Genomic DNA, 22,122 nt, shown 5'->3' with positions numbered 1-22,122 from the left:
GCCAGGAAGCGGCAAAAGCGCCGCGCGTATTTTTTTGAACGAAAGAAGGCGGGCGCCGGAGCGACCGCCTTGCCTTAAGATCAGGAGTGGTAGGCTGCTTCGCCATGCGAGGCAAGATCAAGACCTTCGCGCTCGGCTTCGACCGGAACACGCAAGCCGATGACGACATCAACCACCTTGTAGAGGATGGCGGAGATGATACCGCACCACAGGACGGTGACGATGACGCCCTTCAACTGATTGAACACTTGGGCTGCCGTGCCGGCATAGGTGGCGGCGAAATCTGCCGTCGAGTAGTCGACAATGCCTGCACCGCCCAGTGCCGGGTTGACGAAGACACCGGTGAGGAGCGCGCCCATGATGCCGCCAACGCCGTGGATGCCGAACACGTCAGCGGTGTCGTCGTAGCCGAACTTGTTCTTCACGGTCGAGCAGAAGAAGTAGCAGACCGGCGATACGATGAGACCCATGATGATGGCGCCCATCGGACCTGCAAAACCGGCAGCCGGCGTGATGACGACGAGGCCGGCAATGGCACCGGAAACCGCACCGAGCATGGAAGCCTTGCCACGCGAGAAGGTTTCAACCAGCGACCAGGAGAGAAGGGCCGCGGCAGTTGCGAGGAAAGTGTTGATCATGGCGAGCGCGGCATAGCCATTGGCTTCGAGGTTGGAGCCGGCATTGAAGCCGAACCAGCCAACCCAGAGAAGGCCAGCGCCGATCAGCGTCATGGTCATGGAATGCGGAGCCATCATGTCCTTGCCGTAGCCGGTACGCTTGCCGATCATGATCGCACCGATGAGACCTGCCACACCGGCATTGATGTGAACGACCGTGCCGCCGGCAAAATCGATGGCGCCGAAGCCGAAGATCATGCCCGACGGATCAGCGTACGCGCTCGGGCCGCCCCAGAACCAGACCATGTGGGCAATCGGGAAGTAGACGAAGGTGAGCCACAGGATGGAGAAGAGGATCACAGCGGAGAACTTCACGCGCTCTGCAAAAGCACCGATGATGAGGCCGGGGGTGATGGCGGCAAAGGTCATCTGGAAGCAGACGAAGACCAGTTCCGGGATCGCCACGCCCTTGGAGAAGCTTTCAGACATCGTGGTGACGTCGACGCCCGACAGGAACATTTTGGAGAGGCCGCCGACGAAGGAGTTGAGGCCACCGCCATTGGTGAAGGCGAGCGAGTAACCGTAGATCACCCAGATGATCATGGCGACGGCTGCAATCGTGGTAACCTGCATGAGGACCGACAGCATGTTCTTGGCGCGCACGAGACCGCCGTAGAACAGGCCGAGACCCGGCACCGTCATCAGAAGAACCAGAAGGCTCGAAACGAGCATCCAGGTCGTATCGCCCTTTTCAATGGTCATGGCAGGCGCCGCAGCAGGCGCTGCGTCCTGTGCAAAGGCGATGACCGGCATCATCAGGGCTGCCGAAGCGGCACCCAGACGTCCGGCCATGGACGAAAACTTGGAAAACGACATTAACTTAAACTCCCCTGATCAGCCGTTCTTAGAGCGCTTCGGTATTGGTTTCGCCGGTACGGATGCGCACGGCCTGCTCGATCGAATAGACGAAGATCTTGCCGTCGCCGATCTGACCAGTCTTGGCTGACGACGCGATGGCTTCGACGGCCTTTTCCACCATGTCGGTGGCAACCGCGATCTCGATCTTCAGTTTGGGCAGGAAGCTGACGGCATATTCCGTGCCACGGTAGATTTCGGTATGTCCCTTCTGGCGCCCGTAACCTTTAACTTCGGTAACGGTCAGGCCTTGAATGCCGACAGCCGTGAGAGCTTCGCGCACCTCATCGAGCTTAAATGGCTTGATAATGGCCATCACGATTTTCATCTGGTTTCCCATCCTTTGTTGTCTCGGCTGACGCCGACTCTCCTGGCCGCTGGTAGATCCGTGAGCAGCGACTAACGCCTTACATTCAAGGGCCGTGCCAGATTCCCGCCACAAATTAAGTTATTGAATTGTAAGGATGAATAAAAACGGGACAGGGTCAAATGCAATTGAGCGCCAATTAGGCGCTCAATTTAAGGGCAATTTTTCAATTTTGAACATTATTTAGTCATTTGCCCGTTTGCGAATCAATCCCTCCTGCGCCACCGACGCAACCAACTCACCGGAGCGGGTATAGAGGGCGCCACGCGTCATACCACGCGCACCGGATGCGCTGGGGCTGTCCTGAGCATAGAGCAACCAGTCGTCCAGCGCGCAAGGGCGGTGGAACCACATGGCGTGATCGATGCTTGCCGCCTGGACATGGGGATCAAAGATCGTCGTGCCATGCGGATAGAGCGAGGTATCGAGCAGCGTCATGTCGGACAGATAGGCCAGCACTGCTGCCTGATAATGCCGATCCTTCGGCACCTCTCCGGTTGTGCGCACCCAAATCTGCTGCTCCGGTTGCAGCTTTTCCTTGGAGACGAAGTGAACGAGACTGACGGGACGGATCTCGACCGGGCGCTTCTGCCCCCAATAGCGTTTCACCATTTCCGGCGCATGGGCGAGAAACATCTGCTGAAACTGCTCTTCCGTCATCAGGTGCTCGGGCTGCTTGACGGGCGGCATTGTTCCTTGGTGCTCGAAACCGGGCTCCTCGATCTGGAACGAGGCCGACATGGCAAAGATCGCCCGTCCATGCTGGATGGCCGTAACCCGGCGCGTGGTGAAACTGCCACCATCGCGCAACCGCTCCACCTGATAGATGATCGGCACCTTGGGATCGCCCGGCAATAGGAAATAGCCATGCAGGGAATGCACGAAGCGATCATCCGTTGTGGTGCGCTGCGCAGCCATCAGCGCCTGGGCAATCACCTGACCGCCGAAAACGCGCTGCCACCCCACCTGCGGGCTGACACCCCGGAACAGGTTGTCTTCCAGGCGCTCCAGATTGAGGGTTTCGATCAATTGCACCATCGGCGTCACGGTTTCGCAGCACTGCGGCATTTTAAACGGTCTCCGGCGGTAGGAAGCGGGTGACCGATGATCTATATGTCCACCAGACCATTCTCAAGTGCGGCAGGAGGAAAGCGATGTTGGATATGCTGATCGTAGGCGGCGGTTATGTCGGGCTTTCGGTTGCCGTGGCGACGAAACAGGCCGCACCCCACCTGTCCATCGAAGTTATCGAGGCAGCACCCGAACATGTCTGGGAGAAGGACGAGCGGGCGTCCGCCATCATCGCAGCGGCCACCAGCATGCTGGATGTTCTGGGTCTCTGGGATGAGATCCTGCCTGATTCGCAGCCGATCACCCGGATGATCGTGACGGATTCGCGCACTGCCGATCCCGTGCGCCCGGTTTTCCTCACATTCGATGGTGATGTGGAGGAAGGGCGTCCCTTTGCCCATATGGTGCCGAATGTCTCCATGGTGCGCGCCCTGCGCGGCGCCTGTGACAGACTGGGCATTGCCATTCGCCATGGCGTTTCCGCCACAGGCTTCAGCGCCGGCCCGCATTGCGCGACCGTCACGCTGTCAAGCGGCGAGACATTGGACAGCAAGCTGGTCGTGGCCTGTGATGGCGTGCGCTCCAAGCTGCGCGATCTGGCCGGTATCAAGACGGTGCGCTGGGATTATGGCCAGTCCGGCATCGTCACGACCGTCGAGCATGAGCGCCCGCATGAAGGCTGCGCCGAAGAACACTTCCTGCCGTCCGGCCCCTTTGCCATCCTGCCGCTCCCCGGCAATCGCTCTTCGCTGGTGTGGACGGAAAGCACTGCCGATGCCGACCGGCTAGTGGCCTCCGACGACCTGATCTTCGAGGAAGAACTGCAGCGCCGTTTTGGCTACAAGCTTGGCGCCCTAACCGTGGTCGGCTCCAAGAAGGCCTTTCCGCTTGGCCTGACCTTGTCGCGCGCTTTCGTGGCGCCTCGGCTGGCACTGGCGGGCGACGCAGCCCATGGCATCCATCCGATATCCGGCCAGGGCCTCAATCTCGGCTTCAAGGATGTGGCAGCACTGGCCGAAACCGTGGTGGAAGCAGATCGGCTGGGGCTCGATATCGGCGCGCTCAACATTCTGGAACGTTACCAGACCTGGCGCCGCTTCGACACATTCCGCATGGGCGTGACGACGGACGTGCTGAACCGGCTGTTTTCCAACGACATCACGCCAATCCGCATCGCACGCGATTTCGGGCTCGGCGTGGTCGAGCGCCTGCCGAAACTCAAATCCTTCTTCATCAGCGAAGCCGCCGGCACCAAGACGCCAAACGCGCCGCGCCTGCTGGAAGGTCAGGCCATCTGACATGGATTTAAGGATAGCAGAGGCTGGCGGCGGACGCCGTCAGTCCTCGATCTTGCGCGCCTCGGACATCAGCATGATCGGAATGCCGTCGCGGATCGGATAGGCAAGCCGCGCACCCTCCGAAATCAGCTCATTGGTTTCGCGACTGAATTTCAGCCGGCCTTTGCTGAGCGGGCAAACCAGCAGTTCCAGCAGCTTGGGATCAACCTTGGAAAGCTTCTCGTCCATCACTTAAGCCTATTGCAGAATGCTGTCAGAATCGCCGAAGCCACGCGCCAGGAAGATTTCGGTGATGGCAATCAGCGTATCGGCGCGGGTTTTCAGATCCGGCGCCTCCAGCAGCGCCTGCTTTTCCGCCGGCCCGAAGGGCGACATCATCGACAGCGAATTCACAAGTGTCCGGTTGCCGGCAAGCTCCACGCTTGCCCAGTCCGCTTCCAGCTTGTTGGCATCGAGATAGGCGCGAAACACCCGCAGCAATTCCTGCCGGTTCACCTGGCCTTCATCGTCATCCGCGGAAAGATCGCTCATGAAGGGCATCAGACGCACAGTGCGGAACGGATGGCCCTCGCCCACTTCCTCCATCACCCGGAAACGGCAGATGCCGCTGATCGAGGTGATGTAGCGGCCATCGCCGGTTTCGGCAAAGGAGGTGATACGGCCGATGCAACCGACGGGGCTCAGCGCCGGCTTGAAACCTTCCGGCTCACCGAGCGCCGGCTGCAACACGCCGATCAGACGATTGCCCGCAAGTGCTGCATCGAACATCGCAAGATAGCGCGGTTCAAACACATTCAGCGGCAATTGGCCGCCGGGCAGGAGAAGCGCTCCCGCCAGCGGAAACACCGGCACGGTTTCCGGCAGATCTTCACGCTTTACATATCGCGCATTGCCGACTTGCATGGGACATCTCCATCCGCTCGGTGCTTGACGCAAGCATTGCACCACTATGTGGTGCAATGCCCATATATCACAAGAGGCTTATAGTCGCTTGTGGCCATAGGATGCATCAGGAAAACAGGATGGACGACAGGCGCCGACGCGCCGAGATCGTCGCCGGTTCCTTCGGGCCCCAGATCTCAAAGAACTGCACGAGCTGACGGCGCGCGCCGTCATCGTCATAGCTGCGATCCTTGCGCATGATCAGCAGCAGATGATCAGCAGCCTCATCGCGCTTGCCCTGGACATTGAGGATCTTGGCAAGCTTGATGCGCGCTTCATGATCATCCGGGTTGAGCGCCAGCTGGTGCTCCAGTGCCACCGGATCACCCAGTTTGCGTGCCTCTTCGATCTGCTGGAGCTTCAGCGCCACGGCCTGGATCGGCGCCTGCGATGCGATATCCTCGGGAAGCGAATCCAGCATCTGCTGGGCGCGTTCCGTCTGGCCAAGCGCGATCAGGCATTCCATCATGCCGGCGGCAGCCTTGGCATTGTCCGGATCGGCCTGGAGGATGGCTGCATAAAGCTGGGCCGAGCCGTCAATATCCTGCGCCAGGAGTAGACCATGCGCCTCTTCCAGCGCCGCTTCGATTTCAGCCGCCTGGTCGGCGCCGGCCGGACCGGCGATCTTGTCGATGAACTGGCGAATCTGGCTTTCCGGCACCGCACCCATGAAGCCATCAGCCGGGCGGCCATTGACGAAGGCAATCACCGCCGGAATGGACTGGATACCGAGCTGGCCGGGAATGGAAGGATGGTCATCAATGTTGAGCTTGACCAGCTTGACGCGGCCCTGCCCCTCGTTGACGACCTTTTCCAGCGCCGGCGCAAGCTGCTTGCACGGGCCGCACCAGGGCGCCCAGAAATCCACCAGAACCGGCTGGCGGCGCGATTCTTCCAGTACATCCTTGGTGAAGGCAGCGGTCGTTGTATCCTTGATATAGCTCGCTGCCGGGCCAGCGGCCGATACAGGCGCAGCAGACGGTGAAGCACCGTAAGTCATCGTGCTGCTCATCTGGCCGCCATAGGAGGCGCCGTAAGGATTGTTCGTGCCGCTGCTCATGGAGATCTCCCGGAGATGGACGTCTTTTATTGAAGCCATATGCTGGCAAAGATCGTATGTCAGCCCGTGACTTTCAAGACAAGCGGATCGTGTCCGGTGGCTTTGAGAAAGCGCAGAAGATCATCGCGCCCGATCGAGGTTGTCGCATCGTTCGACAGCGGATGAGCATTGATGATGTCATGGCGCATGAGGTCTTCATCCAGCACGAAGGTGACGGCCCTGCCCGTATCGTTGATGGCGCCAAAGACAGTGACCGAGCCCGGCACGACGCCGAGGTATTCCAGCATCTTTTCCGGGCTGCCGAAGGAAACACGGCTTGAGGCGCCGATCAGCTTGTGGACGCTCTTTAAGTCTACCACCGCGTTTTCCTCAACAGTCAGCACGAAGAACTGGTCCTTCTTGTCTTTGACGAACAGGTTCTTGGTGTGCCCGCCGGGGATCTCGTCGCGCAGACTTTCCGATTCGGCGACCGTAAAGACGGGCGGATGGCTTTTCGTCTTATGGGCAATGCCCAAAGCATCCAGGAACAGGAAAAGATCATTCGCGGTCTTCGGCGCGGGCGCGGCAGTGGCTGTCATGTCTGGTGTCATGGTTGTTTTCGGGGCTTTCGCAAAGGCTTGAGGCGCATCGGATCGGGTGATGTGAGACGCGATTATAGAGAGGAGAATGCCTGTGCCACAAGCCGATCCGCGGCAAATCCCGGTCCCGTTCAAGACAGTCACGGATGCAAGCAGTTGCAGCGCAAGCTGGCACGGCAATCGCGCTCACATTCGAAAGCCTTGGAATAGATCGTTTAAAATCATAGACTTAACGGAAAAATTCGGGAAATTTTCAAATCGTGTCATTTCCCTGTTGCATTCAAAAACCAGTTGGGCCATATAGCCCCCGTCGCCGCAAGCGAGCGACACGCCGGCCCAGCGAACTACCCCGGGTCGAGCGATTGATGAGCGGGCGTAGCTCAGGGGTAGAGCACAACCTTGCCAAGGTTGGGGTCGAGGGTTCGAATCCCTTCGCCCGCTCCAGTTTTTCAAAAAACTGACGAAACAAGCAAAACAGCGCTCCGGCGCTGTTGTTTGCGTTTTTGTGCTTTGATTTCCCTTGATGCGATGCGCGGGCGCTTTGTCGCGCCCGCTGTAAAGCTTGCTTTCTCGGTCAGACGGGCATCGGCCCGATATAGGCCGATTGCGGGCGGATGAGCCGGCCCGTGGCCTCCTGCTCCAGCACATGCGCCGTCCAGCCCGCCATGCGGCCGGCCGCAAACACATTGGTGAAACTGTCGCGCGGGAAGCCAACCGCTTCCAGAACCAAAGCGGTGTAGAACTCGACATTGGTCTGCAGCGGCCGTAGCGGCTTCTTTTCCTTCAACTGTTGCAGCGCTGCCGCCTCCACCTTTTCGGCAAAGGCAATTCGTCCGCTCCCGTCACGCAGGGCACCCACAGCCCCCTTCAGTACGTCGGCACGCGGATCGCGCACCCGGTAGATGCGATGACCAAAACCCATCAGCCGTTCGCCCCGATCCAGCGCCTCGGCAAGCCAGGCCTTGATCTGCGCCTCCTCGCCAATCGCATCCAGCATATCGAGTACCGGTCCGGGCGCACCGCCATGCAAAGGCCCCTTCAGCGCACAGAGCGCGCCAACTACCGAGGAGAACAGGCCGGCCTTGGTGGAGGCGATGACGCGCGCGGCAAAGGTGGAGGCGTTGAGGCCGTGATCGGCCACCGTCACCAGATAGGTATCAAGTGCCCTAACCTGATCGGCCGCGGCTGGAGCACCATGCAGCATCTGCAGGAAATCTGCCGCATGGCCCGCCTGCGGATCCGGCAAAACGGGCCCCATCCCCTTTTGCCGGCGGGCAATGGCCGCGGCAAAGACGGGAACCGCCGCCACAGCCATGATGTGATGCGCGAACGTTTCGGCATCCGGCAGCGCCGAAAGAAGAAGCCGCAAGGCTTCCACGGAGGTAAGGCCATCAATACCGGGCAGCAGCGGCTGCATGATCTCGAAGGCCCGGATGCGGGCGCGACCCAAGCGCGCACTGATCTCCCCGGCGCTCGTTACTTCGGGCGCAAGATCCCGCCACAGAAGCTCCAGCACCTGCTCGAAGCGCCAGTCTGACATTTGGTGCAGATGATGGCCGCGCACGATGAGAATACCGGCTGCCCCGTCCACGTGGCTGAGACGGGTCTCGGCCGCCACCACATCATCAAGGCCCGGCGCGCCGGTGGCAACGAGGGTCTTGGCCGAGTTCTGCGTGGCCAGCACAGGAACGGATGGGGCGGGTCGGTTCATGATCGTCTCCTTGGGCAGATTGATTTCCGCTTGAGGATGGGCAGGAGTAAATATATCGTCAATCTTGATTCATATAATCAATGCCAAGAGCTGCCATGCACCAGACCGAGAAATTCATCACGGCCGAAGCCGCCTCCGCCGAACTCGGCATTTCCAAAGCAACGCTCTATGCCTATGTCAGCCGCGGCCTGGTCCACACCGGCGGCACCGAGGCTGACCCGCGCCGGCGGCTTTACAGCGTGCATGACGTCGAGGAGCTGAAGAAGCGCAAATCCACCGGCCGCAAACCGAAGGAGGCCGCAGCCGCAGCACTCGATTGGGGCCTGCCGGTGCTCTCCTCCGCCATCACGCTGATCGAAAACGGCAGGCTTTATTATCGCGGGCAGGATGCGCTTCACCTCTCGGATCAGGCAACGCTGGAAGATATTGCCCGCCTGCTTTGGGATTGCGGCAATACGGACCCCTTCGAAGACCCCAAGGCTGCTGCAGAGCCGTTTCAAGCACAGCTTCTCGCTGCAACCGCAGACCTGCCCCTGACTGAGCGGTGCCAGGCGCTTCTGCCCTTCGTAACAGCCGGGCGAGCAACCGCCTGGAAGCGTGACAATCGCCGTCTCTGGCCAGGAGCAAGCGTCCTGGTGCGCAGCATGGCAGGTGCTGCCCTTGGCCGCCAGCCGGGCATGGCAGCCACACACCTCTTCCTGGCGGATGCCTGGGGCCTCGATAGCCACGGCGCCGATCTCATCCGTCGCGCGCTGGTGCTGCAGGCCGATCATGAACTCAATGCCTCGGCCTTCGCCGTGCGGGTTGCCGCCTCCACCGGAGCATCGCTGGGTGCCTGCCTGAATGCCGGCCTATCCGCCTTGAGCGGCCCGCGCCATGGCGGCATGACGAGCCTGGTCGAACTGCTGTTTGATGAACTGGAAACCGTGGGCGATGCCGCCGATCTGGTGGAAAGCCGGCTGCGGCGTGGCGATGGCATTCCCGGCTTCGACCATCCGCTTTATCCGCAGGGTGATCCGCGCGCCAATGGCATTCTGCCGCATCTGCCGCCAGACAGGCTGCGCGGCGATCTTCTGGCGGTGATGGAAGAGACGACCGGCCAGCTTCCCACCTGTGATGTGGCGCTGGTTTCCCTTCGCCGCAGCCTTGGCCTGCCGAAAGGTGCAGCGCTTGCCCTGTTTGCCATTGCCCGCACCGTTGGCTGGATTGCCCATGCGCTGGAACAGAAGGACGATGCGCGGCTGATCCGTCCCCGCGCCCGCTATGTCGGCCCGAAAGCCGGCTGAGCAGACAAAATCAAAAAAAATCGACAGGGGCCGGGAATAAGTTCGCACCGGCGCGCGTATATAGGGGCATGAGCGACAAGAGACACCCTTTCGATGTCCTGAACCAGCTGGCGGCGCTTCGCCGCTATGCCCGCTCGCTCGTGCGCAATCCGGACGATGCGGAAGACCTGGTGCATGATGCACTGGTGAAAGCCTATGAACGCAAGAGCACGTTTCACAGCGATGGCAACCTGCGCAACTGGCTGCTCTCCATCGTTCACAACACGCATGTGGATCGCCTGCGCCGGTTCCGCTCGACAAAGGAACGCCATGAGGCGGCAGCCCATGTCAGCGAAACCGTGCATCAGGTCGATCCCGACCAGTCGATCCGCCTGAAGCAATTGCGTGAAGCCTTCTTTGCCCTGCCCGCCGAACAGCGCGATGCGCTGCATCTGGTGGCCATCGAAGGCCTCTCCTACCAGGACGCCGCCGATGCGCTGTCGATCCCGGTCGGCACGCTGATGTCGCGCGTTTCAAGGGCGCGGGCGCGATTGCGCGAATTCGAGGAAAACGGTCGGCGCCTGCCGGAAGGCGGCGTCGCCGGCCATCTGAAACTGATTGAAGGGGGGCGCGATGAAACCCGTTGACCCGATACAGCCCGGCGATGTGGAAGCCTATGTGGATGACCAGCTGGATGCTGGCCGCCGCATCGATGTGGAAGCCTATCTGTCGGGCAATCCGGAGATCGCTGCCCGCGTCATGGCGGATCTGGCGATCAAGGGCGAGCTGCGCCTGGCGCTGGCAGACGGCCATTCCCATGGCCGGCCACAGACCCGCGAGGCAGCCCGGCATCTGCAGGCAGCCCTGTCGCGTGGCCGCATGCTGAGCTCGCTGCAGCGGTTTGCCGCAACGGTGGCACTGGTGGCCATCGGCTGGGGCCTCAGCCACCAGTATGGCCCGCTGTCAGTGTCGGAAGTCGTGGCCTCGGTTCCGGCGCCCGCCTTCGTCGAGGAAGCCATACGCGCCCATGGCACTACCATGCTGCGCGAAACCATGGCCTCACAGACGGAAGCGCCGCGCTATGACCCGACCGAGATCCGTTCGGCAACGGCCATCGTGATGCCGGAAATCCCCAAGGACTGGACGGTCAGCGACGTGCAGATCTTCCCGTCCGCCTTCGGGCCAAGCGTCGAAATGGCAATCTCGCGCGGCAAGGATAGCCGCCTGTCGCTGTTTGCCGTGCGCCCCGGAAGCTTCAACGTGCAGCCGGTTTCCCTGCTGAAAGCAGGCGCCGTTCAGGCCTCCTACTGGCAGATCGGCGACGTCGCCTATGCTCTCGTCTCCAGCAGCGAGAGCCCATCCAAACTCAAGGACGAGGCCGAAGGCCTCGCCCGGTCCCTTTACTGATACAACCACAGGAGCACGCCATGAATCCGCGTTTCGGATACAATCCGGCCATCCAATCCCAGGCCGTTTTCGATGAAAGCCTGCGCAAGCACATGCTGCGCGTCTACAACTATATGGGCCTTGGCCTTGTCATCACCGGCCTTGTCGCCTTCTTCGTCTCCTCGACGCCGGCGCTCTACGTGCCGATCTTTTCGAGCCCGCTGAAATGGGTGGTGATGCTTGCCCCGCTCGCCTTCGTCTTCTTCTTCTCGTTCAAGATCCAGACAATGTCGGCCTCGACCGCACAAATGGCCTTCTGGGCCTTCTGCGCCGTGATGGGCCTGTCGCTCGCCTCCGTGTTCCTTGTGTTCACCGGCGCAAGCATTGCCCGCACCTTCTTCATCACCGCCACCATGTTCGGTGCCACCAGCCTTTATGGCTATGTCACCAAGCGTGACCTGTCGAAGTTCGGCTCGTTCCTGATGATGGGCCTGATCGGCGTGGTGATTGCCTCGGTCGTCAACATCTTCCTCGGCTCCAGCGCCCTGCAATTCGCCATCTCGATCATCGGCGTCGTGGTCTTCATCGGCCTCACCGCCTGGGACACGCAGAACATCAAGGAACAGTTTGCCGACAACTTTGACCAGGAGAGCCAGCAGAAGCTTGCTGTCTTCGGTGCGCTGTCGCTCTACCTCAACTTCGTCAACATCTTCCAGCTTCTGCTGAGCCTGACCGGCCAGCGCGAAGAATAACCCCAGTCCCTATAGAAGGAGGACATCATCCATGGACCACAACGACCGCCAAGCGATCGAAGGTCTGTTCGGCAAACTCTCCCATGTCGAGAGCCAATCGGGGCCACGCGACCCGGAAGCGGATCACTTCATCCGCGACCGGATCGCCTCCCAACCGGGCGCACCCTATTTCATGGCGCAGACGATCGTTGTTCAGGAGCAGGCGCTGGATGAGGCACAGCGTCGGATCGACGAGCTGGAATACCAGCTCTCGGCCCGGCCGGCCTCCGGCGGCGGCTTCTTTTCCAGCCTGTTCGGCAGCAGCGCCCATACCCCGCGCCCTGTCGCACGCGGCATGTCGGCACCGGGCGCAATGGCCGGTGGAATGGGTGGCCAGCCGCAGGCTGGTCCGCGCAACCCCTGGGCTGGCCAGCAGGCCCAAGGCATGGGTCAGGGCTATGGCCAGCCATCACGCGGCGGCGGCTTCCTCGCCGGTGCGGCACAGACGGCAATGGGCGTGGCCGGCGGCGTGCTGCTCGGCAGCGCGATTGCCGGCATGATGGGCGGCGACGAGGCCCAGGCGGCCGAAACGCCAGCTGAAGACGATACCGGCATGGATGACGCCGGAATGGACGAAATGCAGTTCTAAAAGCTGCTTGCGTAACGAAATGGCCATGTTTCTATGGCATGGCCATTTCATGAACACATCCTGTCGCAACTCCCGCTGTCCCTTGAGTGCTTGATGGCCCTACCCATAGAACCGTCGGCACATCTCGATCATCACCATGAACCGTCTCCGGGCGATGATCACGAAACAGCCCCGACGAGCTTTTCCAGTATTCTGAAATCCCTGGCCGGCGATGAAACGCGCGAGCGTATCTCTGTTGCCGATCTGCTGGCGACCATGCAGGACCGCGTCTTTGGCGCCCTGCTGTTCATCTTTGCCATGCCGAACATTCTGCCGACACCGCCCGGCACATCCGCCGTGCTCGGCATCCCCCTGGTGTTCCTGTCGGCGCAGATGGCGCTCGGCCAGAGCCCATGGCTGCCGAAGCTGATTGCCAACCGCTCCATGCTGCGCACTGACTTTGCCGGGATGATCGACAAGGCAAACCCCTGGATTGCCCGCGCCGAGCGCATGCTGCGACCGCGCTGGCCGGCTCTGTCGTCGCAGGCAGCGGAGCGGATTCTGGGCTGCTTCTGCCTTGTCCTGGCGCTCATCCTGGCGCTGCCCATCCCGCTTGGCAATATGCTGCCGGCGCTCGCCATCTGCATGATTGCCTTCGGCATTCTCGAACGGGATGGCCTATGGATCGCCCTCGGCACGGCTCTCGGCGTCGTTTCGCTGTTTCTCGTCGCCGGCGTCATCTATGCGATCGTCAAGAGCCTGATCTTTCTGCTCGCACATGCCTTGATGTGACGAGCCAGGCGCCCGATCGCATCAGAGGCTGAAGCCGGCAAGCCGCGCTTCCAGCCGGCCAATGCCCTCCACATCCGCATTGGCAAAAGCAAATCGCAGATAATCGTCCTGACCCGCGCCGAAATAACCGCCAGGAATACAGGATACGCCGCAGGTCTTTGCCAGCGCCTCCGCCACGATTGCGGAAGGCGTGCCGGCCAACGGATGGCGCACAAATGCGAAATAGGCCCCGACGGCTGCAAGCTGCCATTGCGGCAGCTTCGCCATCACGGCTTTCAGCGCATCACCGCGACGCAGGATTTCCACACGGTTCGCCTCGCGCCAGTCGGCAAGCAGAGGAAGGGCTTTCGCTACGGCCGCCTGAGCGGAACGCGGTGCACAGATCTGCAGATTGTCCATGATCTTTGCCACCTGGGCAATGAAAGCGGGTCCTGCGGAAATCGCCCCCAGCCGATGGCCGGGAATGCAGAAGCTCTTGGAGAAACTATAGAGCGAGACGAACCCGTCTTCCCAACCGGATTGCCGAAACAGGCCATGCGGCGCTTCGCCGGCCACAGGCAGGAAATCGCGGTAGGTTTCATCGAGAATGAGCCAGACGCCACGCGCCTTGCAGAGCGTGAAGATCTCCTCCAAGAGATCTGCCGGATAGACGGCACCGGTCGGATTGTTGGGCGAAACAAGCGCCAGCGCCTTCACCTGCGGCGTCAGTGCTGCGGCAATATCCTCGACCCGTGGCAGGAAGCCACGCTCCGGTGCGCAAGCCACGAAGCGGGTGCGGATACCCAGCATGGCAAGCGTCGTTTCGTGGTTGAAATAGAAGGGCTCCGTCATCAGCACCGTATCGCCGGCGCCGGCAACGGTCATGGCCGCGCAGATGAAGGCCTGATTGCAGCCGGATGTGACATGGATATTTTCCGGCAAAAGCGGGGCATCGTAAACCTGCGATACATGCGCCGCATAGGTCTTGCGCAGCACCGGATCGCCCTCGATCGGTCCATAGCCGGTATAGGCAAGCGACGAGGCCATCTCCCCCAGAAGCTCCAGCATATGCGGATGCGCCGGATAGCCGGGCACTGCCTGCGACAGGTCGATCAACGGCCCCTTGTCGCCCGCATAGGCACGCCCCCAGGCCTGCACGGCAGGCACCGGCGGCGGCGAGATCTGTTCGACATAGGGATTGAAGCGCGGTGGAGAGAGGGTCATGGTTCGGACTGCCTGAGACGAAAACTCTCCCGACTAACGGTGGAGGCACACCGATTGTCAATTGATTTCAGCCGCAACTTCAACCGATACTGCCGAAAGACAAGGCAATCGGCGCCAGCGCACAGAATGCGTGCAGATCAGCCGACAGGCATGGGTGGGAAGACAGAATGGGTTTCGACGCAGACAAACTGGCGGCTCTCAAAGCCAAATACGAAGACAGCGCCGGCGGCGAGATATTCGATCCGGCCTTTGCCAAAGTGGGTGAAAAGATCATCAAGAACGGCACCCGCGCCGCACCCTATGCGGGCGTACCGACCTTTCTTTCGGCCCCTTACCTACCTGTCGAGGCCGAAAACCCGGAGTTTGGCGACCTTCAGGTGGCCATTACCGGCGTGCCGATGGATCTCGGCGTCACCAATCGGCCAGGCTCGCGTTTCGGGCCAAGGGCGTTGCGGTCCATCGATCGCATCGGCCCCTATAACCATGTGCTGGGCTGCGCGCCCGTGCATGACCTGCGGGTGGCCGATATCGGCGATGTCCCGCTGCGCAGCCGCTACCGGCTGGAAATGAGCCATGAGGACATCGAAAAGCGCTTCAACCAGATTGTCGATGCGGGCGTCATTCCGCTGGCTGTCGGCGGCGACCACTCGATCACCCATCCGATCATGAAGGCCGTGGGCAAGAAAACACCGCTCGGCATGATCCACATCGATGCCCATTGCGATACCAGCGGCGCCTTCGACCAGACGAAGTTCCACCACGGCGGCCCGTTCCGCAATGCCGTGCTGGACGGCGTGCTGGACCCGACACGCACGATCCAGATCGGCATTCGCGGCTCGGCCGAATATCTCTGGGAGTTTTCCTATGAAAGCGGCATGACGGTGATCCATGCCGAGGAGGTAACAGGCCTCGGCATTCCGGCCATCATCGAAAAGGCGAAAGCCATTGTCGGCCACGGCCCGACCTATCTCTCCTTCGACATCGATAGCCTCGATCCGGCCTTTGCACCCGGCACCGGCACGCCGGAAGTGGGCGGGCTGACCACCCGCGAAGTGCTGGAACTGATCCGTGGCCTGAAGGGTATCAATCTGGTGGGCGCCGATGTGGTGGAAGTCGCACCACAATATGACGCGACCCACAATACGGCGCATGCTGGCGCGCAGGTTCTGTTCGAACTCTTGAGCCTGATGGTGTTCAGCCCTGCTCTAACAACCAAGGGCTGATAGACGTCCTCAGCTGCGGGAAAACACGTAATCGGTTTCCTGGCACAGCACTTCGCCGGGACGCAAGACCGCCTTGGGAAAGCCCGGATGGTTGATGGCATCCGGCCAGATCTGCGTTTCCAGGCAAAGACCGGCATAAGGTCCATAGAGCGTACCGGACAGGCCCGGCACCGTCGGCTTCAGCTTGAAGGCGCAGTAGAGCTGAACGCCGGGCTCGGTGGTGCGCACTTCCAGCGCTACGCCCGAATTGATGCTGCGCACCAGCGCCACCGAGCGCTTTTCGGTACGCTCCGGCGAGAGGCAGTAATTGTGGTCGAAATCCACCTGCGCACCAGCCGCGTCGGTGCGGCGCATTGGCCCAAGCTGGCGCAGATCCATCGGCGAGCCTTCGACCGGCACGAGCGTACCCGTCGGCACCTGGTTCTCATCCAGCTCCAGATAATGGTCGGCGGCGATCATGATGTCGTGGCCGAGGATGTCCTCGCGACCATCCAGATTGAAATAGGTGTGCTGGCAGATATTGGCGAGCGTCGGCTGGTCGGTGACGCTTTCGTAGATGACGCTCAACACGCCGTCATCCTTCAGCTCATAGGTGGCCGTTACCGTGCAATTGCCGGGATAGCCGCCACGACCATCCGCATCGGTCACCTGCAGGATCACCTTGTTTTCCGCATGCGCGATGATCGTCCAGTTCGTCTTGCCAAGACCATCGCTGCCGCCATGCAGATGGGCAACGCCGCTCTGGTTCAACTCCAGCTGATAATCCTTGCCGTCCAGCGTGAACTTGCCCTTGCCGATGCGGTTGGCGACACGGCCGGGCGTTGCGCCGAAGTAGGAGGAATATTTCGGATAGTCGTCAAAATTGTCGAAACCCAGCACCAGCGGCGCATCATGACCCTCCAGACGCAGATCCTGGATGACGGCGCCCCAGGTCATCACATGGGCGGTCAGCCCGCCGCCTGAAATCTTCACCCGGTAGACTGTTTCGCCCTTCGCGGTGGTGCCGAAGATTTCGCCCTGCGTCGTCATATCATGCGTCCTGTGGTCTGTCTGTTGAGGCTGCAACCTGCTTTATTTCCAGCCGGACCGCAATCTGGAAACGGTACAAGTAGCTACAGAAGACAAGCGCAAATATTTATTCAAAAAATCATCCTTCCGGTGTCACCAGCAAGAAGGGATTGCACCACACCTACTGGAAACGGAGAAAGAAGCATCCCAAATGAAAGGCACAACCAAAAGGAAGCCCCCGGAAATGACTGAAAAAATTTACATTGCTACCGTAACCATCTTGATGCGGGAAGAAGATGGGAGAGATCGCGAGAACGGAGATGCAATCCAGCGCGTATTTACAAAATCAAAGACGTACGACTTAAAATCTTCCGATACAGTTGAAGATTTATTTTCAAGAATACAAAAAGATAACAGCCCTCGGAACCCACGTGGCCCAAGTCAAATTGAAATCATCAACATCACGTTAAATGAAACTAGGCGCTAAGCCGTCCAAAAACCGTCCCAACGCTTGCACCTCTCAACGATGGCCGATATCCTTGGGATCATAAGGCGTCGTCTGGTACATCTCGTTGATCCAATTGCCGAATAGCAGATGCGCATGGCTGCGCCAGCGGTTCTGCGGCGCAAGCGACACATCATTATGCGGGAAGTAGTTATAGGGCATCTTGATGGGAATTCCGGCATTCACGTCGCGGAAATACTCGTCCGAAAGCGAGGTCGAATCATATTCGACATGGTTGAACATGTAGAGCCGGTTGCCCTTCTTCTCATGCACAAGGCAGACGCCCATTTCCTCCGATTCCATCAGGATCTCAAGCCCCGGCACCGTCTCGATGTCGGCGCGGCGCACCTCTGTCCAACGCGACACCGGCACCTGGAAATCATCGGAAAAGCCGCTGAGATAGATCGAGGACGGGCAGAGATTGCGGTGACGATAGATACCGAAAGCCTTTTCCCGCAGCGCGTGCTTGGGCACCTTGTGGAAGTGGTAGATGGCCGCCATCGCCCCCCAGCAGACATTCAACGTCGAATGGACATTGGTCTGCGTCCAGTCAAAGATCTGCTGCATCTCGTTCCAATAGGTGACGTCCTCATAGGCAAGCGTTTCCACCGGCGCACCGGTGATGATGAAGCCATCGAACTTGCGATGCTTGACCTCGTCCCAGGTCTCGTAGAACGACAGGAGATGCTCTTCCGAGGTGTTCTTGGCCTTATGGCCACCGATGCGCACCAGCGTGAACTCCACCTGCAGCGGCGAGGCGCCGACAAGGCGTGCCATCTGCACTTCGGTCTTGATCTTGTTCGGCATCAGGTTCAACAGCCCGATCTGCAGCGGACGGATATCCTGCCGCACGGCTGCGGTCTCGGTCATCACCCGCACCCCCTCGTTGACGAGGGCATCGAAGGCAGGCAGCGTATCGGGTATTTTGATCGGCATTTGCGAACTCGACAAAAACAAAAAAGCCGGCGGCGAAAAATCGCAACCGGCCCGTGGAAGGTTTTTATCTCTTCTCGCGGCCCTTTAGCGACTTGTTTAACGTGGCTGCAAGCCGGCCGGCCAAATCACCACGAAGTACCGCCTCAATAAGCCTTTCTGCCGCGCACGTCAATGTCTCGACAGGCGCGTCAGTCGCCGGCCATGCCTCAACCACATTGGTCAAAGATAAGGCTTGTGTTCGCCAACAGTTGTGACAGGCTCAAACACATAATTAACGATGCGCCATGCCGGACCGGTCACACGATCAAACCGCTTGGCCATCACCAGAACACGTCGCTTGTGCGGCTCCCATCGGAGCCCGAATCCCAGGAGGAAATCCCATGGCCAAAGGTCAGGTCCGCTCGAACCGCGAAGCCCGCAAACCGAAGAAGGACAAGGAAAAGCCTTCGACAGCGCCGGCATCCAGCTTCACTACCCAGTTGAAGGGCGCGGAAGCCTCGGCTCCCAAGAAGCGCTAGGTCTGTTCCATCAGACGCGCCATGGCGCGGCGGATTGTCTCCGGCGCGTTTCTTCGCATGTTCGCCTACCTGTTGCGCGATCGGCCTTTTGCATTTGGGGCAAGATGCGCTAAGGGCAGCGCATGACTGTTTCCACTTTCACCATTCTTCTCGGCGGCCATGTGGTGCGCACGGATCGGCTTTCGGCGCTCGTCGAAGGCACGCGCGCGATTGCCGCCGATAGTGGCATGCGCCATGCAGCCACGCTCGGCCTGACGCCCGAACTCTGGGTCGGCGATTTCGATTCAACCGATCAGGCGCTTGCCAATCGCTGGCCGCACGTCAAGCGACGGACCTATCCCGCCGCCAAGGCCGCAACCGATGGCGAAATTGCCATTGCCGAAGCCATTGCGCTGGGGGCCGAGCGGTTGATCCTGGTCGGTGCGCTGGGCGGCGAACGCTCAGATCACGCTCTACAGCACACGCTGCACGGTCTGGGCCTTGTCGAAGACGGGTTTGAAGTGATGCTGACCTCTGGCGAGGAGGAGGCATTTCCCTTTGCCAAGGACAGCGAGCTGGAACTGGACCTGCCGAAGGGCGCGCTGTTTTCCGTGCTTGGCTTTACCGCATTGTCCGGCCTGACAATCCGCAATGCCCGCTATCCGGTCCACAATTTTGCCCTCACCTTCGGCTCCTCGCGCACCATATCCAATGTCGCGGAAGGACCCATCGCCGTGTCGCTGAAAAGCGGCCGCGCGCTTCTGCTTGCCCGTCCCTATGACCTGACCGGAGCCTGAACCCAACATGGCACCTCCCATCCTGAAGCTCGATAACATTTACCTGAGCTTTGGCGGCGCGCCGCTGCTCAATGGCACCAATTTCCAGGTGGAGCCCGGAGATCGCATCTGCCTTGTCGGGCGCAACGGGTCCGGCAAATCGACGCTGATGAAGATCGCTGCCGGAATGGTGGAGGCCCAGTCGGGCGAGGTCTTCCGGCACCCCTCCTCAACCATCCGCTATCTGGAACAGGCACCGGATTTTGCCGGCTACAGCACGGTGCAGGCCTATGCGGAAGCCGGCCTTGGGCCGAGCGACGATCCCTACCGCGTTGCCTATCTGCTGGACCATCTGGGTCTGTCGGGCCAGGAAGATCCGGCCCAGCTTTCCGGCGGTGAATCCCGTCGTGCAGCGCTTGCGCGCGTCATGGCGCCGGAACCCGACATCCTGATGCTTGATGAGCCGACCAACCATCTGGATCTTCCCACCATCGAATGGCTGGAAGGTGAGCTGCAGAAAAGCCGCAGCGCCCTCGTGCTGATTTCCCATGACCGGCGTTTCCTCGAAAGGGTCTCGACGGCCACCGTCTGGCTTGATCGCGGCCTGTCGCGCCGTCTCGACCGTGGCTTTGCCTATTTCGAGGAATGGCGTGACAAGGTGCTGGAAGAGGAAGAACTCGAGCAGCACAAGCTTGGCAAGCAGATCGAGCGCGAGGAACATTGGCTGCGCTATGGCGTCACCGCGCGGCGCAAGCGCAACATGCGCCGTCTGGGCAATCTGCAGAGCCTGCGCGCCGATTATCGTGGCCATAAGGGACCACAGGGAACGATCCAGGCCAATGTCACCGAGGGACGCGAAAGCGGCAAGCTGGTGATCGAGGCCGAAGGCATTACCAAGCAGTATGGCGAGCGCCAGATCGTCACGCCGTTTTCCATTCGCGTGCATCGCGGCGATTGCATCGGCCTTGTCGGCCCGAACGGCGCGGGCAAGACGACGCTTCTGAAAATGCTGACGGGCCAGCTGCAGCCCGATAGCGGAACAATCAAGCTTGGTACCAATCTGGAAATCGCAACGCTTGACCAGAAGCGCGAGGACCTAAACCCCGAAGATACGCTGGCCCATTACCTGACGGATGGGCGCGGCGAAAGCCTGCTGGTCAATGGCGAGCAGCGCCATGTGGCGGGCTATATGAAGGATTTCCTGTTCCAGCCGGAACAGATGCGCACGCCGATCAAGAACCTGTCGGGTGGCGAACGTGCCCGCCTGATGCTGGCGCGCATCATGGCAAAGCCCTCCAACCTGCTGATCCTCGATGAACCGACCAACGATCTCGATATCGAGACGCTGGATCTCTTGCAGGAAATCGTCGCCGGCTACACCGGCACCGTCATTCTGGTCAGCCACGATCGTGACTTCCTCGACCGCACCGTAACCTCGACGCTGGCGCCCGCCAATCCCGATGCGCCGGATGGACGCTGGATCGAATATGCCGGCGGCTATACCGACATGATGGCGCAGCGCAAAGGCGCGCAGGATGAAAAACGCAAGGCCGATAAGGCCAAGGCCGAGGCCTCGGCACCCGCAAAGGGCACAAGTGATGCCCCGAAGGGCAAGGTGAAGCTGTCCTTCAAGCAGAAGTTTGCGCTGGAAAACCTGCCCAAGGAAATGGAAAAACTGCAGGCCGAGATGGCTGCGCGCGAAGCGAAAATGGCCGATGCCAACCTGTTTTCCAAGGACCCGGCCAGCTTCAACCGCATTGCCGGCGAGCTTGAAAAACTGCGTGAAAAGCTTGTGCAGATGGAAGAGGAATGGCTTGAACTGGAAATGCTGCGCGAGGAGCTGCAAGGCTAGCGCAACCTAATGTTAACTTTAACAAAGAGTTAACCCGATACCTATCTCGAAAGATCCAGGAACAATTCCCGAAATGGCACGTTCGATCGACAGCCCGGACAATTTTAGCGTCTGCTGAACCGGGAAACCGGTCAAGCAAAGGATTGTCCCATGTCGGCTCCCATGTCGCGTCGTCGGCTGGAAAGCACAGCCAAGGATCAACGGGTCTTGATTGTCGAGGACGAGTTCATCATCGCCCTCGACATGGCAGATACGATTGAAGACATGGGACTGACCGTCAGCGGCATTGCCGGCGGACGCGATCATGCGCTGAAGCTTGCTCATCACGCCGACATCGCACTCGTTGATGTCAACCTGTCTGACGGCGCGACCGGTCCGAGAATCGGTCGAGAGCTGGCGGCGCGCTTCGGCATCACTGTCATTTTTATGACCGCCAATCCTGAGCAACTGATTGGCAAGGCGCAGGGGGCACTCGGCGTGGTGGCCAAACCTGTCCTGCCGCGTGTCCTCGAACAGTGCATCGACTATGCGTTGGCAAGCCGGCTCGGTGGCATTGCCGTCATGCCACGCGAATTGCAGCTTTTTCCCGACACGCATCACTGAAAACGACGAAGCTGCGGGCGCTTGCCAAAGGCCCGGATGGCGATTACATCTCCGTCTGCTCTAACGGGGTGCCACACTGGTGGCTGAGAGACGGAAACGTCAACCCGCGGAACCTGATCCGGTTAACACCGGCGGAGGGATTAGACGGCTCGCACCCA

The 22,122-nt window shown here is 60.3% G+C and carries 24 protein-coding genes, 1 tRNA gene and 2 riboswitches; of the genes, 14 read left to right on the top strand and 11 right to left on the bottom strand.

Annotated elements, in window-relative coordinates; translation table 11 throughout:
• Nucleotides 1-80: 80 nt before the first annotated feature.
• The 3 genes from E8M77_RS03970 to tesB form a co-directional block, all read right to left on the bottom strand.
• A complete protein-coding gene (locus tag E8M77_RS03970; RefSeq protein ID WP_137129319.1) occupies nucleotides 81-1,493 on the bottom strand; it encodes an ammonium transporter in 1,413 nt (470 codons plus the stop codon).
• A gap of 28 nt (nucleotides 1,494-1,521) precedes the next feature.
• Nucleotides 1,522-1,872 carry a P-II family nitrogen regulator gene (locus tag E8M77_RS03965; protein WP_170975737.1) on the bottom strand — a complete coding sequence of 117 codons (351 nt, stop codon included), beginning with the start codon at nucleotides 1,870-1,872 and terminating at the stop codon, nucleotides 1,522-1,524.
• Between the two features lie 210 nt (nucleotides 1,873-2,082).
• Entirely contained in the window at nucleotides 2,083-2,967 is an 885-nt protein-coding gene (gene tesB, locus E8M77_RS03960) for an acyl-CoA thioesterase II (RefSeq protein ID WP_246659115.1), read from the bottom strand.
• Nucleotides 2,968-3,053: 86 nt separating this feature from the next.
• Between tesB and E8M77_RS03955 the strand changes: the two genes are divergently transcribed.
• Nucleotides 3,054-4,268, top strand: a complete 1,215-nt coding sequence (locus E8M77_RS03955) for a ubiquinone biosynthesis hydroxylase (protein ID WP_137129317.1) — start codon at nucleotides 3,054-3,056, stop codon at nucleotides 4,266-4,268.
• A 39-nt stretch (nucleotides 4,269-4,307) separates the two neighbouring features.
• Here the strand turns inward: E8M77_RS03955 and E8M77_RS03950 are convergent, their stop codons facing one another.
• The 4 genes from E8M77_RS03950 to E8M77_RS03935 form a co-directional block, all read right to left on the bottom strand.
• Nucleotides 4,308-4,496, bottom strand: coding sequence for a Trm112 family protein (locus E8M77_RS03950; protein ID WP_137129316.1), 189 nt, complete (start codon nucleotides 4,494-4,496; stop codon nucleotides 4,308-4,310).
• A gap of 9 nt (nucleotides 4,497-4,505) precedes the next feature.
• The gene (locus E8M77_RS03945) at nucleotides 4,506-5,171 is read right to left on the bottom strand and encodes an LON peptidase substrate-binding domain-containing protein (protein WP_137129315.1); all 666 of its coding nucleotides are present in this window, start codon (nucleotides 5,169-5,171) and stop codon (nucleotides 4,506-4,508) included.
• Between the two features lie 106 nt (nucleotides 5,172-5,277).
• A complete protein-coding gene (trxA, locus tag E8M77_RS03940; protein WP_137129314.1) occupies nucleotides 5,278-6,270 on the bottom strand; it encodes a thioredoxin in 993 nt (330 codons plus the stop codon).
• A 59-nt stretch (nucleotides 6,271-6,329) separates the two neighbouring features.
• On the bottom strand, nucleotides 6,330-6,848 hold the full coding sequence (locus tag E8M77_RS03935) for a prolyl-tRNA synthetase associated domain-containing protein (protein WP_137129313.1): 519 nt from the start codon (nucleotides 6,846-6,848) through the stop codon (nucleotides 6,330-6,332).
• Between the two features lie 369 nt (nucleotides 6,849-7,217).
• On the opposite strand from E8M77_RS03935, the gene E8M77_RS03930 reads away from it, so the two are divergent.
• Nucleotides 7,218-7,292, top strand: a tRNA-Gly gene (locus E8M77_RS03930).
• A 130-nt stretch (nucleotides 7,293-7,422) separates the two neighbouring features.
• On the opposite strand, the gene E8M77_RS03925 is transcribed toward E8M77_RS03930, so the two are convergent.
• Entirely contained in the window at nucleotides 7,423-8,559 is a 1,137-nt protein-coding gene (locus E8M77_RS03925) for a citrate synthase/methylcitrate synthase (protein ID WP_137129312.1), read from the bottom strand.
• Nucleotides 8,560-8,654: 95 nt separating this feature from the next.
• Between E8M77_RS03925 and E8M77_RS03920 the strand changes: the two genes are divergently transcribed.
• The 6 genes from E8M77_RS03920 (at nucleotide 8,655) to E8M77_RS03895 (ending at nucleotide 13,361) form a co-directional block, all read left to right on the top strand.
• Complete coding sequence (locus tag E8M77_RS03920; RefSeq protein WP_170975736.1) at nucleotides 8,655-9,845, top strand: citrate/2-methylcitrate synthase; 1,191 nt, start codon at nucleotides 8,655-8,657, stop codon at nucleotides 9,843-9,845.
• A gap of 68 nt (nucleotides 9,846-9,913) precedes the next feature.
• Nucleotides 9,914-10,471 carry a sigma-70 family RNA polymerase sigma factor gene (locus E8M77_RS03915; protein ID WP_137129311.1) on the top strand — a complete coding sequence of 186 codons (558 nt, stop codon included), beginning with the start codon at nucleotides 9,914-9,916 and terminating at the stop codon, nucleotides 10,469-10,471.
• Nucleotides 10,458-11,231: an anti-sigma factor gene (locus tag E8M77_RS03910; protein WP_137129310.1), complete on the top strand. Its 774-nt coding sequence runs from the start codon at nucleotides 10,458-10,460 to the stop codon at nucleotides 11,229-11,231. Before E8M77_RS03915 ends, E8M77_RS03910 begins: the two co-directional genes overlap by 14 nt.
• 20 nt (nucleotides 11,232-11,251) lie before the next feature.
• Complete coding sequence (locus tag E8M77_RS03905) at nucleotides 11,252-11,962, top strand: Bax inhibitor-1/YccA family protein (protein ID WP_137129309.1); 711 nt, start codon at nucleotides 11,252-11,254, stop codon at nucleotides 11,960-11,962.
• Nucleotides 11,963-11,993: 31 nt separating this feature from the next.
• Nucleotides 11,994-12,590, top strand: coding sequence for a DUF2076 domain-containing protein (locus tag E8M77_RS03900; RefSeq protein ID WP_137129308.1), 597 nt, complete (start codon nucleotides 11,994-11,996; stop codon nucleotides 12,588-12,590).
• Between the two features lie 93 nt (nucleotides 12,591-12,683).
• Entirely contained in the window at nucleotides 12,684-13,361 is a 678-nt protein-coding gene (locus E8M77_RS03895) for an exopolysaccharide biosynthesis protein (RefSeq protein ID WP_137129307.1), read from the top strand.
• 21 nt (nucleotides 13,362-13,382) lie between these two features.
• On the opposite strand, the gene E8M77_RS03890 is transcribed toward E8M77_RS03895, so the two are convergent.
• Complete coding sequence (locus tag E8M77_RS03890) at nucleotides 13,383-14,564, bottom strand: aminotransferase (protein ID WP_137129306.1); 1,182 nt, start codon at nucleotides 14,562-14,564, stop codon at nucleotides 13,383-13,385.
• 167 nt (nucleotides 14,565-14,731) lie between these two features.
• On the opposite strand from E8M77_RS03890, the gene speB reads away from it, so the two are divergent.
• Complete coding sequence (speB, locus tag E8M77_RS03885; RefSeq protein ID WP_137129305.1) at nucleotides 14,732-15,787, top strand: agmatinase; 1,056 nt, start codon at nucleotides 14,732-14,734, stop codon at nucleotides 15,785-15,787.
• Between the two features lie 9 nt (nucleotides 15,788-15,796).
• Here the strand turns inward: speB and E8M77_RS03880 are convergent, their stop codons facing one another.
• Nucleotides 15,797-16,816: an aldose epimerase family protein gene (locus E8M77_RS03880; RefSeq protein WP_137129304.1), complete on the bottom strand. Its 1,020-nt coding sequence runs from the start codon at nucleotides 16,814-16,816 to the stop codon at nucleotides 15,797-15,799.
• A gap of 223 nt (nucleotides 16,817-17,039) precedes the next feature.
• Between E8M77_RS03880 and E8M77_RS03875 the strand changes: the two genes are divergently transcribed.
• Nucleotides 17,040-17,282, top strand: a complete 243-nt coding sequence (locus E8M77_RS03875; protein ID WP_137129303.1) for a hypothetical protein — start codon at nucleotides 17,040-17,042, stop codon at nucleotides 17,280-17,282.
• A gap of 33 nt (nucleotides 17,283-17,315) precedes the next feature.
• On the opposite strand, the gene metA is transcribed toward E8M77_RS03875, so the two are convergent.
• Nucleotides 17,316-18,236 (bottom strand): homoserine O-succinyltransferase, encoded by a 921-nt coding sequence (metA, locus tag E8M77_RS03870; RefSeq protein WP_137129302.1) that lies wholly within the window; start codon nucleotides 18,234-18,236, stop codon nucleotides 17,316-17,318.
• Nucleotides 18,237-18,300: 64 nt separating this feature from the next.
• Nucleotides 18,301-18,378: riboswitch (SAM riboswitch) on the bottom strand.
• 238 nt (nucleotides 18,379-18,616) lie between these two features.
• Between metA and E8M77_RS23815 the strand changes: the two genes are divergently transcribed.
• The 4 genes from E8M77_RS23815 to E8M77_RS03855 all read left to right on the top strand — a co-directional run bounded on the left by E8M77_RS23815 (nucleotide 18,617) and on the right by E8M77_RS03855 (nucleotide 21,964).
• Nucleotides 18,617-18,754 (top strand): hypothetical protein, encoded by a 138-nt coding sequence (locus tag E8M77_RS23815; RefSeq protein WP_170975735.1) that lies wholly within the window; start codon nucleotides 18,617-18,619, stop codon nucleotides 18,752-18,754.
• Between the two features lie 122 nt (nucleotides 18,755-18,876).
• Complete coding sequence (locus tag E8M77_RS03865; protein ID WP_137129301.1) at nucleotides 18,877-19,530, top strand: thiamine diphosphokinase; 654 nt, start codon at nucleotides 18,877-18,879, stop codon at nucleotides 19,528-19,530.
• A gap of 7 nt (nucleotides 19,531-19,537) precedes the next feature.
• Complete coding sequence (locus tag E8M77_RS03860) at nucleotides 19,538-21,361, top strand: ABC-F family ATP-binding cassette domain-containing protein (RefSeq protein ID WP_137129300.1); 1,824 nt, start codon at nucleotides 19,538-19,540, stop codon at nucleotides 21,359-21,361.
• A gap of 150 nt (nucleotides 21,362-21,511) precedes the next feature.
• Nucleotides 21,512-21,964, top strand: coding sequence for a response regulator (locus E8M77_RS03855; RefSeq protein WP_137129299.1), 453 nt, complete (start codon nucleotides 21,512-21,514; stop codon nucleotides 21,962-21,964).
• A 54-nt stretch (nucleotides 21,965-22,018) separates the two neighbouring features.
• A riboswitch (TPP riboswitch) is annotated at nucleotides 22,019-22,121 on the top strand.
• Nucleotide 22,122 lies beyond the last annotated feature (1 nt).

The organism is Rhizobium sp. FY34, assembly GCF_005222845.1.
In the GTDB taxonomy this organism is placed as follows: Bacteria; Pseudomonadota; Alphaproteobacteria; order Rhizobiales; family Rhizobiaceae; genus Neorhizobium.
This window is presented reverse-complemented; position numbering and strand designations above follow the sequence as displayed.

Bases quoted from the DNA above. Each gene is read 5' to 3' on its own strand.
- E8M77_RS03950 (WP_137129316.1), bottom strand. From the start codon at position 4,496: ATGGACGAGAAGCTTTCCAAGGTTGATCCCAAGCTGCTGGAACTGCTG.
- E8M77_RS03965 (WP_170975737.1), bottom strand. From the start codon at position 1,872: ATGGGAAACCAGATGAAAATCGTGATGGCCATTATCAAGCCATTTAAG.
- E8M77_RS03955 (WP_137129317.1), top strand. From the start codon at position 3,054: ATGTTGGATATGCTGATCGTAGGCGGCGGTTATGTCGGGCTTTCGGTT.
- E8M77_RS03935 (WP_137129313.1), bottom strand. From the start codon at position 6,848: ATGACAGCCACTGCCGCGCCCGCGCCGAAGACCGCGAATGATCTTTTC.
- E8M77_RS03970 (WP_137129319.1), bottom strand. From the start codon at position 1,493: ATGTCGTTTTCCAAGTTTTCGTCCATGGCCGGACGTCTGGGTGCCGCT.
- E8M77_RS03875 (WP_137129303.1), top strand. From the start codon at position 17,040: ATGACTGAAAAAATTTACATTGCTACCGTAACCATCTTGATGCGGGAA.
- speB (WP_137129305.1), top strand. From the start codon at position 14,732: ATGGGTTTCGACGCAGACAAACTGGCGGCTCTCAAAGCCAAATACGAA.
- E8M77_RS23815 (WP_170975735.1), top strand. From the start codon at position 18,617: ATGGCCAAAGGTCAGGTCCGCTCGAACCGCGAAGCCCGCAAACCGAAG.
- trxA (WP_137129314.1), bottom strand. From the start codon at position 6,270: ATGAGCAGCGGCACGAACAATCCTTACGGCGCCTCCTATGGCGGCCAG.
- E8M77_RS03860 (WP_137129300.1), top strand. From the start codon at position 19,538: ATGGCACCTCCCATCCTGAAGCTCGATAACATTTACCTGAGCTTTGGC.
- E8M77_RS03920 (WP_170975736.1), top strand. From the start codon at position 8,655: ATGCACCAGACCGAGAAATTCATCACGGCCGAAGCCGCCTCCGCCGAA.
- E8M77_RS03890 (WP_137129306.1), bottom strand. From the start codon at position 14,564: ATGACCCTCTCTCCACCGCGCTTCAATCCCTATGTCGAACAGATCTCG.
- E8M77_RS03895 (WP_137129307.1), top strand. From the start codon at position 12,684: ATGGCCCTACCCATAGAACCGTCGGCACATCTCGATCATCACCATGAA.
- E8M77_RS03900 (WP_137129308.1), top strand. From the start codon at position 11,994: ATGGACCACAACGACCGCCAAGCGATCGAAGGTCTGTTCGGCAAACTC.
- E8M77_RS03865 (WP_137129301.1), top strand. From the start codon at position 18,877: ATGACTGTTTCCACTTTCACCATTCTTCTCGGCGGCCATGTGGTGCGC.
- E8M77_RS03855 (WP_137129299.1), top strand. From the start codon at position 21,512: ATGTCGGCTCCCATGTCGCGTCGTCGGCTGGAAAGCACAGCCAAGGAT.
- tesB (WP_246659115.1), bottom strand. From the start codon at position 2,967: ATGCCGCAGTGCTGCGAAACCGTGACGCCGATGGTGCAATTGATCGAA.
- E8M77_RS03905 (WP_137129309.1), top strand. From the start codon at position 11,252: ATGAATCCGCGTTTCGGATACAATCCGGCCATCCAATCCCAGGCCGTT.
- E8M77_RS03910 (WP_137129310.1), top strand. From the start codon at position 10,458: ATGAAACCCGTTGACCCGATACAGCCCGGCGATGTGGAAGCCTATGTG.
- E8M77_RS03925 (WP_137129312.1), bottom strand. From the start codon at position 8,559: ATGAACCGACCCGCCCCATCCGTTCCTGTGCTGGCCACGCAGAACTCG.
- E8M77_RS03915 (WP_137129311.1), top strand. From the start codon at position 9,914: ATGAGCGACAAGAGACACCCTTTCGATGTCCTGAACCAGCTGGCGGCG.
- E8M77_RS03945 (WP_137129315.1), bottom strand. From the start codon at position 5,171: ATGCAAGTCGGCAATGCGCGATATGTAAAGCGTGAAGATCTGCCGGAA.
- E8M77_RS03880 (WP_137129304.1), bottom strand. From the start codon at position 16,816: ATGACGACGCAGGGCGAAATCTTCGGCACCACCGCGAAGGGCGAAACA.
- metA (WP_137129302.1), bottom strand. From the start codon at position 18,236: ATGCCGATCAAAATACCCGATACGCTGCCTGCCTTCGATGCCCTCGTC.